Raw genomic sequence first — 10,809 nt, forward strand, 5'->3', positions numbered from 1 at the left:
ATTTCTTTCCTCAGCCTGAATGGATCATAGATGCTTTTCATGAAAAAATTATGCCTCTGAAAAACTATGTTGCAAAAAATAATTTTTCAGATGATGAAAAGGTAAGAATCTATAAAAATGGTATATAGAATCAGTATTACTTCAAATTTCTAAAATTGGTTTTTTACTATTTTGCAGATCTTAAAATCAAAAATATAGCTTGAAAACAATAAGCAGTAACCAAGCTATATTTTTGATTTTAAGTTTATATGAAAGCAGACTATGACAACAGTAAATAAGTTATACTTAAAAAATTACTTAAGATCATCCTGTTCGTTTGTGTAAGAAAAGAACTGGCCTCTGTTCATTAATTTATGGGTGTTAATCTTTTCACCCTTGAAAGTATCGCACATTTCAGCATAATCATCTTTCAATCCCTGCCAGATATACTGATGTGACGATTCTTCCACAGATAAAGAATCCCAACTTCCATTAAAGAAAATGTTTCCATTGTCATCCGCCGCCATAGATTCTATCATTGTAACATTTCTGTTATCCTGGTCTATAATTATGCCATGATCTATTATTTTCTGCTTATCTTCGGGATTTAAGGAAATGCTTCTTAAGTGTAGCTCGTCTTCAAAATTAATATTTTCTTTTTTAAATTCCCTGATAAATTCGGAGCAATATTTCCTTGCATCATCCAGATTCTTATATTGAATATAAAAAACTCTGTTACTATTACATGCAACTGAAAGGAAAGTCGCCCCAATATATCCTAGTGGCTGAAAAGCTTCTCCTTTTTTAATATCCTTTGACGGATCAAAAAGCCAGAGCCTTTCATCCCCTCCACCAAGCCATCCCATTGTAAACAGACATTGCTTGTTATTGTTGATCCCTTCAGCCCAAGTCCAGCTTCGTTCTTTTTTTAAATTTTCATCTGCAAGTCTTCCGTCTGGAGACAGTTTTCCAACAGGTAAGACGTTTCTATATGATTTGATAGTACCTGAATCAGGTTCATAACAATATAAGTCATTATCATCGGTCCATAATGCAGGATTAAATTTTTTCCAGACAGTAAACCAGCATTTTCCTGAGTCATCGACATAAAACCAGAAGCAAGCACCTCTTCCTGTTTTCGGAACTTTGCCTAGATCTGCTTTTTCTCCTGTCTTTATGTCTATCTGATATAAATGACTTCCATCTTTTTCCATGTCCTTTTGGGCAAAAGGAACAGAAAAAACATACAGTTTTTTATTGATTCTGTCTACGTTTATCGCTGAATAAATGGTGTAACCTGCTTTGACTATTCCAAAATCCCTGAATTTTCCAGTAGAAATTTCATATCCTATTACATGAGCCCCGGGATATTTTAGCATTGCTTCTTCCCAGTAGTTTGACAGATGGGTTGTATAATAAATCCACCCGTCGGCTTCGACTATTGGGCTGTGTATCTTTCCTTGAGGAGACGTTTTGCTCAAATCCTCACCGCATATTTCTGTCATATCTTCAGCAAGAATTTCAAGTTCTTCATTAGAAGGGTTAAACCTGAAAAAACTGCTTCCGTGCTTTGGAGAATGAGTGGAGGAACCAAAATAGCAAGAGCCGTCAGATGCAACTCGCATACCCTGCCATTGTCCATCAAAGTATTTATTTATTTTATTTAATGAGATTGATTTAACTTTGCAAGTCATTAAAGTCTCCTTTATTGAAAACTCTTCCCTTCCGAAAGATTTTCCGGAAGGGTTTTAAATATTTTTTTTCCACTATATTTACCAAATATCCTCAGAGATTTTCAATAACTGTATAAATCTCCATCTCATGGCTTGCAACAATTGGCTTCCATTTTTCTGTGAGTGAAGTCATTTCTTCCATTGAACCGAACTTCTCAACAAATTGCTCAAATTCTGCAAGACTCTCCCATTCGGTATCAAAATAAAATGTATTCATATCTTCTGCATCTCTGCCAGCAATGCATCTGTACGCTTTCCATGGCTTTACCCCTAATTTGTTTCTGAATTCTTCTTCTTTTTTCAGAAGTTCTATCGCCACGTCCGATTTTCCTGGAACAATTTTCAAAATTGCCCTTTGCATGATTTTCATTTCTAATCCCTTTCTTTATCCTTTTTATTTGTTATTTATAAATTCTTATTTTCCTTTAAAATATTTAAAAACAGCATGCAAAATCTCTTCTCTGTTAAGTTCAGATAAGGTCAAAAACTACCTTACAATTCCAAAAAGCACTGTGTAAAGCAGATAGGCAAAATCCGGAATTTCCTTCTCAATAAGGTTTCTTGTAAGCTTGATTTTCTTCTCAATTATTTCAGGAGTGAACTATTTATAGGTATAGCCTCCATACCCTATCCTTATATCCTCATTTGCTAGCTTTATAGCATTTTTTGCATTTTCCAACTCTTCTTTTGCAACCTGGACAAAAGAATTAATTATTTTCTCTAATTCCTGCGGATTTTTTACACCTTCATAAAGTTTTATTTTCAGTTTCTGGAATCTTAGAACATTATAGGCAGTTGTAAGAATGCATTTAAACATATCAGCTACTCCGTATTCTGTATGAGCAATTTCTTTATTATCAGCTTTTTCAATTGCCTTTGAATAATGCATCAACCCTTCATTCCAGAATTTCAAAGTCTGTAAAAGTGCATTTTCAAAAGAAATATATCCATATGGAAGAGTCCAGATCAAATCGCTGAAAAACATAGGGGTTTTATTTATTTCTTTTAATTTTTCTTCATCATCACAAAATTCATTATCTACATTCTGCTTGTGAAAAAAATCACCCGGCAGTTTTGATTCATTTTGAACATCAAGTACCAAAGGATGGGCCGGGCCAAAATGAAAAGGGCCTCTAAAATATGGCAGTCCTGTCATTGCTGCAGAAAACGGAAAATAATCCCATGCTTTATTAAAAGATTCCCACGCGTCAATACAGTATTTTATTGAGTTTTTACCAAAAAACTTCTGAGCTATTTCTGAAAGACATTCTTTTTTGTCTTTTAGGGGACTCCACATACATTCATAAGCAAGCTCATCACTCATTGTTCCGGTAAAACCATTAATGTGCCAGCATCCCAGCATTCCGTCAATCCCTATCTTTGCTAGCTCTGAATGTCTTTCATACCATCTTCCCAACACCGGAATATAAGGGATACTGTAAGCTTCTATTGTGGAAGATGAATCTGTTTTGGCTATCAGATCAAATGATTTTTCCTTTACTGTCTTTGCTATTCTTCTAAATCTTTCTGATGGACCAGTTACACTAATATCACAATCAAATGCAGGTGCGGTCACTCCCTGACGTGTTAGTGGGGAATCTTTACTTGGAGATTCCATAACTGCAATTCCTTCAGGAAGAGCTTTTATCAAATCAAGATAATCGTTATCTCCTCTGTACCAGTAAAATGCACTGTAAGGCCAGACAATAATATCTATTTTTCCAGACGCTCCGTCAAGAACTGCTCTTACCTGTCTGCTAACTAACTTAACAGGATCTTCATTTACACAACGAGGACATGAAGTAGTCTTTTCTTTTCCAATCGCTCTTGTATAGCAGTGAAGAAAACATTCCCCTCCAATTATCAGAATAAGTCCTTTTAGTAATGGAACATCTTTGACAAGATTTGCCACAACTTCTTTATAAAACTGCAACACTACCGGAGATGACGAGCACAGACAATGGCTTCCTTCCCAGAATTTCGCACCTTTTAACTCAGGATGGTTCTGAAAAACTGAAGAGTTCGGGCTTATTATCATACTTGGAATTAGATAAAGGCCAATGCCGTATTTATCTGCTTTTTCCGTAAGATTGTTTAAATAATCAATAACTTTGTCTCTATCCGAGGCATTCAGTTCAGGTATTGCCTCCGACAGTGCATAGGTAAAGAATTTATCCGTTATAAAAATACCGTTATATCCGAAATGAGACATTCTTGAAAGATATCCGTCCAGATAAGCATTATCTTCAGGCCACCCAATCGGAGGGTTGAATGCTGTCGTCGTTATTCTTCTTTTTAAAGAAGTCTTGCGTTCTATTTTTAAATTTTCAGGCAGTAAGCCATTATATTTAACCAGAAGTCTTTCAGTGTAGTATAAACCCTGTACTGCACCCATCTCACTATTACCAATTATTGTTAAGACATTGTCCTGCAAAATAATATTATAGGAATCATCGTTCTTATCAGTATCAGAAATATTTATAATAAACCCGTTTGATTTTTCTTCAGCAGTAATTTTTTTAACAAATGCATTAATCCGTCCGGATTTTGATAAAAAATCTTTAAAATCCTGAGCAGCTATTTCTAAACGTGGAAAACCTGATGGTATGGCAATTCTGATATCTTTGCCAATAATACTTATCAGGTTTTCACCATTAAAATTAAAATCATGCGGAGATTTATTTAAATAGTTCAACATTTCCTTAATCTTTGAATCGTTCTGGAATGTCATTACAAAATACTCCTTTCATTATTAGATACAAACAATTTGCAAATCGGCTCTGAAATATTATTAATTGGAATTTATCTCAGAATATATTTCCTCTAATTTATTGATTATCTTTAAGTATTTGTTTTTTGGATTTTCATAATATTTCTTCATTGGCTCCTTAGGTTTATATTCTTTTTCAACTCTTATTATCTGGCTGCTTAAAAGTGATTCGTATCCTTTTTTTATTTCGTTTCCAAACTTAGAAATCAAAAATCCTCCTATCAGTTCAAACGGTAGATTGTTCAGTCTTACATAATCCAAATCAAGAATGCTGGCCTTTATTTCATTTTCATAATCATTAAGAGAACCACCACCGATTACTTTAATGCTGCTAAATCTGTCATCATCAAGTTTATTGACTTTTTTTATAGTATTAAAAGCGTTATAGAGCTCATAGCCGGAAGATTCAAGGATAGATTTATAAAAATCATTAATATCATGTTCCCATTTTGCACCTATCCAGCCTCCTCTGAAATGTGGCTGGGAAGGACTATATCTTCCACCAAAATGAGGGATGAAATATAGTTTTTCCTTATCATTAATTGTTTTTTTCAATAATGAATCTCTCTTGCTAATATAATTGAAATTCTTCAGAAACCAGTCAAGTGTATAGCCACCTGCAGCAATAATTGCTATCTGATAATAGATATCTGAAATACCCGAATATATTGAATGCAGGCTCTCATATTCAGTATCCGAAATATAGGTATTGCCGCAATAGCCCAGTATTGTGTAGGTTCCTGAGACATCTATGAGGTCATTTCTTTTATTAATCCCTGCTCCTATAAACCCTGCAACCTGATCACCGCAACCAGCTATTACTTCTACATCCTTAATGGTTTCAAATACACTGCTTTTTATTACACCTATTCTGTCTGTTGCTCTTTTTATTGCCGGAAGTTTGCTGATATCAATTTTGAACTCCTTACAAAGTTCTTTATTCCAGCTCAAGGCTTTAATATCAGCTATTCCGGTCATTGTCAGACAGCTACAATCAATGAAAGCTTCCTTGCAGGAAAGACCGCAGAGCCTGGAAGCAACATAAGACATTAAATTAATAAATTTTTCTACTCTGGTATATTTATCAGGAAATCTTTCTTTTATCCAAATGATTTTGGCTGCCATAGTCGCTATCCCACCGGAAGATTCTCTTATTTCTTTTCTGTAATTATCTTCAAGCATGCTAAGATATTCATTGTATTTTGTGTCAACTGAATAGCTCCAGGGGAAAACAATATTAAAATCTTTATCTATGCCAAGAACACCGCCCATTTGTCCGGAAATCATTAAAGAATGTATTCTGCTAAAATGATCCGGATGCCTGTTTTTCATCTTATTGATTTCTTCAAAAACTATTCTTAAATACTCGTCAGGATCCTGGTAAATTATTTCTCTATAATAAGTACTTGCATCTCTTTTTGAATAGTAAATGAAATTACCATCCTTATTTATAAGAGAACATTTTATCCTGCTTGTTCCCAGATCTATACAGATATAACATTCTTTCATAGGAAAATCCTTTTCTCCCCCCGTCATCAAACCAATAATCAATATCCTGTTTCCCAGTTGTTTTCTATATCACTTGCTATGGTCTCAGAAACATATACATCGGTTCTTAGTGTCTGAAGAATGGACTGCGGAACAAGAGGCGTAATTTCTCCATGAAGACACAGTCTTGTTGCAAGTCTTTGCCATGATACTGCTGTACCGCACACTGAAAGGGCATGGATGTCTATTCTGTGCTTTGCTCCTATTACATCTTTTGGACCTATTGTTGCAGCCCTTGGAGGAACAAGAGCAAGATCTCCGCTCATGCCAAAGCTTCCATGAAGTGAGTTCTGGGCTATTGTAAAAGGACTTAGGGTAACTATTCTTGCACCCATATCTTTCCATTCTTCAAGGCTTTTAGCACTAAATTCAGGAGCATCTGGTTCAATAAATGCCAGATGTCCTGTCCATCCCGGCCCGCTGTAACATATGTCGGCACCTCCGTGCTCTTGTATCATTTTGCTGTAGTCTTTTATATTGTTATTTGTGGGAGTCTGAATATTTTTTTCATCAGGCCTTAAGTCTTTGTCTATCTGGTAATAGAAATATTGTTTTAATGATCTCATAAAGCTTTGAGGATAAGATTCAGGGGCAATATTTCCGTTTTCATCAGCATACTCATCCATATTAAATGTGTACAGGTTTTTACAGTTTACCTGGAATTTATTTATCAAATAAGCTACTTTACGATAACAGTGTGCGGGGTTTGGAAGTATCATCACTATCTTTTTGTTTTCATCAGCAGCTTTCTTTATTCTATAAAACATGTCAGCAACCCAGATAAGCTCGACATCAGAATCCCTTACAACTTTTATCTTAAAGTCGGGATTAGGGTGGTTGCACATGTCTCCTCTTTTAATCCTTCTGGCTTTTTCTAAAAGCTCCTTGTTTTTGTAAGGAACCCATTTTGAAGGACTGTAGTCAAATCTCTCCATTAATTTTTACCTCCGTATATGTAAACATTTTAATTGCTCTGGCTTTTACAGGACTTTCTTTCCTTCTATAAATACATCCCTGATGGCAAAGTCTTTGTTAAAGGTTATTAAGTCAGCATCTTTTCCGATTTCGATACTTCCTTTTTTACTAGTTAACCCAAGAGAGTGAAGCGGATTATATGAAGCCATTCGTATAGCCTGGTTTAAAGTTGCTGAAGTGTTTTCATAAAAATTTTGAACAGCTTTAATCATTGGTATTGTACTGCCAGCTAACCCTCCGTCTTCAAGTCTTGCGACATAGGGATTTTCATCAGCAAGGTTTAGCTTTGTCACACCTATATTATATTTTCCAGCCGGAAGACCGCTTACACTTAGGGAATCGGTCACGAGGATTATATTTTCATCACCCTTGCATCGAAAAATCATTTCCATTATGTTTGGATCTACATGAGTCAACTCTCCAATTACCTCAAGCTTAAGTTCATCACGTATAAGAATATAGCTTTCAAATCCGGAACTTCTCACCCCAGGTTCTTTATGGCTCATCTCACCCATGGCATTAAAAGCATGTGTAATATGGGTTGCACCTTTATTGATTGCTTTTGCAATATCGTCTGGCTTTGCATCTGAATGTCCCAGAGATGAAACAATACCCTTGCTGGAAAGCACTTCAATAACATCAATGCAGTTTTCAAGTTCTGGTGAAAGGGTCATTATCTTTAATAGTCCATGGGAATTATTTATGATTTCTTTGCATTCACTTGGGTCAGGTTTCCTTAAAAATTCCAATCCTTGAGCACCACGATACTTGTGACTTAAGTATATTCCTTCTATATGTGTACCAAGAATTCTTGGAAGATTTTTATTTTTTTTATCCTTTATAAAAGTATTTATTCTATCAAATGCACTGAATATCATACTTATGGGAGAAGCAATCAGTGTAGGGAGATATCCTGTTATTCCCTGATTTAATTTACATTTTGATATGATTTCAAGATTACCATCAATGCAGTCTTCTCCCCCACCTCCATGAGTATGGATGTCTATAAGACCCGGACTTATAAAATGTTCATTTTTCAAATCTATAATTTCATAATTATTTTCATTAATGAAATTAATATCCTTATTAAGTAATTTCGTTATTTTTCCACCTTCAATAACGAGATTGCGGTCTTTTATGGTTTTAAAGGGCGAAATAATAACTCCATTTTTTATAATATAGTCTTTTTTAATCATACTTTTCCCCTATAAACTTTTTAAATCCAAAATATTTTTAATCTCTTTAATGTCAACTGTGGTTTTTAATAATAAGCTTTAATATAAATAAACTCTCTTTATTCGGTCACTGTCGTAAGACTCTTTTATTTACTCTTTTGGGCTGAGGGCAACGGCAATTAAGATTATCACCCCTCTGAAAATTATCTGCTGATCAACATTGGCGCCAAATATGATTAATCCATTATTTATGAGACCAAGTATTATTGAACCTATAAGTGTTCCTACAATTTTGCCTTTACCGCCATAAATACTGTTACCGCCAACTATAACAGCGGCAACAACTGTAAATAAATCTGATTCTCCATAATTATATCTTGCAGCAGCCAGCCTTCCTGTATAAAGCATTCCAGAAAGAGCAGCAATGAACCCCATTGCAGTAAAAAGCAGTATTTTAACATTACCAGTATTTATTCCTGAGAAAGTAGCGGCGATTTTATTTCCTCCAGTTGCAAGCACCTTGCGACCAAAAGGAGTATTATTCATGATAACATGTCCGATTATTGCTATTAAAATAGTCCAGATAAATAAAACCGGTAAAGCTCCCAGGCTTCCTTGCCCAAAAATAGTAGTAAATCTGTCATTAAGCACTGGAACAGCCTGCATGTTTGTTATCCATCTTGCAGCCCCATAAACAATGCCCTGGGTTGCAATTGTGGCCAGAAATGAAGGCATTCTTACTTTTACAACCAGCAAACCATTTAATACACCAATTAATGAACCAACTGCAAGTGAGGTGAGTACTGCTACTACTATTCCATATCTTTGGAGCATTAAGGCAGCAATTAGCGCAGAAAATGCAAGCGTTGAACCTACGGATAGATCCATTTCTCCACTGGCAAGAACAAAAGTAAACCCAACCGCTAGTATTGAAATAACGGATGTCTGTTTCAAGATATTCATTATGTTTGATGCAGAAAGAAACCCCTTGTCCGCCAAAGTGATGGCAAAAAAAACAAAAATAGCAACCATTATGAAATAAATAGCATTTTCATTTAAAATTCTTAATGATTTTGCCATTGCTCCATTTTTAACTTGTTTTAAATCGTTCATACACCATTTATCCTTTTAACAATTACAATAATAATTATATTTTTATTGATACTATTGAGCTGCATGCATTATCATGCTTTCTGTAAGCTCCTCGGTCTCTTTCCTAATAAATTCCTTAACAATTATGTTATTCTTCATCACCAATACCCTGTCGCAGATTCTGGCTAATTCTTCGAATTCTGAAGATATAAAAATGGAGCTTTTCCCTGAATCGCTAAAATCACGAATTAATTGTAAAATATCTTTCTTAGATCCTATATCAACACCCACATTAGGGTCATTTAATATCATAACGTCAGGATCTGCAGCCAGATTTTTTGCTATTACAACTTTTTGCTGATTTCCTCCAGATAAAAGTCTTATTTTTTTAAATATTGAGGTTGTAGCAATATTAAGATCTTTGACATATTTTTTTGATATTTCCCTTGCTTTTTTTTCTTTGAAGAAAATAAATTTTTTCAATTTATCAAGTATTGATAAAACTGTATTATCTTTAATGGTTTGATCTACTATCAAACCATGGGTTTGTCTGTCTTCGGGGACCATAGTGATTTTATATTTAAGAGAATCCTCGGGTTTTTTTATTGTCACTTTTTTTCCCTGTAGAAAAAGCTCTTTTGAAAGCTTTGGTTCTATTCCAAAAATAGATTGAATAATTTTTTCTTGGCCTGCACCAAGCAAGCCTGCAAACCCCAATACTTCTCCAGGCCATAATTTGAATGATATTTTTTCAGTTCCGCCTATATTCAGATCTTTTACTTCAAGCATAGGCTTATTATTTCTGTCAATTATATTATCCGGATTAAAATTAATTGTCTGAACTATTTTTTTACCTAACATTGCTTCAACAAGAACAGACATATCAAGTTTTTTTGTTTCATCCGTTAATATTTTCTGTCCATCACGAAGAACTGTAACCCTGTCACATATTTCAAATATTTCCTTAAGATGGTGACTTATATAAATAATGCTTATGCTCTTTTCTTTTAGTTTTTTTACAGTATCAAATAATAATTTGGCTTCAGATTGTCCGAGAGATGCAGTGGGTTCATCCATTATGACTATTTTACAATTATGAGATACTACTTTTGCTATCTCTACAATCTGCTTGTAGGAAATTGATAAATCTTTTAATATCGCTTTGGGATTTATGTCAATACCGAGGCTATTTAAAGTTTCGCTAGAAGATTTAATCATTTTTGCATCATCAATAATAGGACCTTTTCTGGGTTCTCTATTCAAGAATATGTTTTTTGCCACGGTTAGGTTAGGAATGAGGCTGAGTTCCTGGAATACCATGCCAATTCCGGCTTTTTTTGCATCAATAGGGCTTTGAAAACTTACTTCTTTACCCTCTATCAGCATTCTGCCACTGGACTTTTTATAAACACCGTCCAGTATTTTCATAAATACTGATTTTCCTGCTCCATTCTGGCCCACTATTCCATGTATTTCGCCTTTTTTTAACTCAAAATCAATATTCTTTAAAATCTGTACCCCCCCAAAGTCTTTGCAG

8 protein-coding genes are annotated in these 10,809 nt (G+C 34.6%); all 8 read right to left on the bottom strand.

All coding sequences use genetic code 11. The features are described 5' to 3' along the window. Positions 1-293 precede the first annotated feature (293 nt). The gene (locus tag GXZ93_02650; GenBank protein HHT78682.1) at positions 294-1,673 is read right to left on the bottom strand and encodes a hypothetical protein; all 1,380 of its coding nucleotides are present in this window, start codon (positions 1,671-1,673) and stop codon (positions 294-296) included. A gap of 91 nt (positions 1,674-1,764) precedes the next feature. Beyond that, positions 1,765-2,058 (bottom strand): hypothetical protein, encoded by a 294-nt coding sequence (locus GXZ93_02655; protein ID HHT78683.1) that lies wholly within the window; start codon positions 2,056-2,058, stop codon positions 1,765-1,767. 255 nt (positions 2,059-2,313) lie between these two features. Continuing rightward, positions 2,314-4,443, bottom strand: a complete 2,130-nt coding sequence (locus tag GXZ93_02660) for a hypothetical protein (GenBank protein HHT78684.1) — start codon at positions 4,441-4,443, stop codon at positions 2,314-2,316. Between the two features lie 60 nt (positions 4,444-4,503). After that, positions 4,504-5,991 carry an FGGY-family carbohydrate kinase gene (locus GXZ93_02665; GenBank protein HHT78685.1) on the bottom strand — a complete coding sequence of 496 codons (1,488 nt, stop codon included), beginning with the start codon at positions 5,989-5,991 and terminating at the stop codon, positions 4,504-4,506. Positions 5,992-6,029: 38 nt separating this feature from the next. Beyond that, complete coding sequence (locus GXZ93_02670; protein ID HHT78686.1) at positions 6,030-6,965, bottom strand: hypothetical protein; 936 nt, start codon at positions 6,963-6,965, stop codon at positions 6,030-6,032. A gap of 45 nt (positions 6,966-7,010) precedes the next feature. Next, positions 7,011-8,201, bottom strand: coding sequence for an N-acetylglucosamine-6-phosphate deacetylase (gene nagA, locus GXZ93_02675; protein ID HHT78687.1), 1,191 nt, complete (start codon positions 8,199-8,201; stop codon positions 7,011-7,013). Positions 8,202-8,330: 129 nt separating this feature from the next. Next, positions 8,331-9,260 (bottom strand): ABC transporter permease, encoded by a 930-nt coding sequence (locus GXZ93_02680; GenBank protein HHT78688.1) that lies wholly within the window; start codon positions 9,258-9,260, stop codon positions 8,331-8,333. 84 nt (positions 9,261-9,344) lie between these two features. Then, on the bottom strand, positions 9,345-10,809 hold a 1,465-nt coding region (locus GXZ93_02685), incomplete at its 5' end, for a sugar ABC transporter ATP-binding protein (GenBank protein HHT78689.1).

The organism is Actinomycetota bacterium (genome assembly GCA_012837825.1).
GTDB lineage: Bacteria > Actinomycetota > Humimicrobiia > Humimicrobiales > Humimicrobiaceae > Humimicrobium.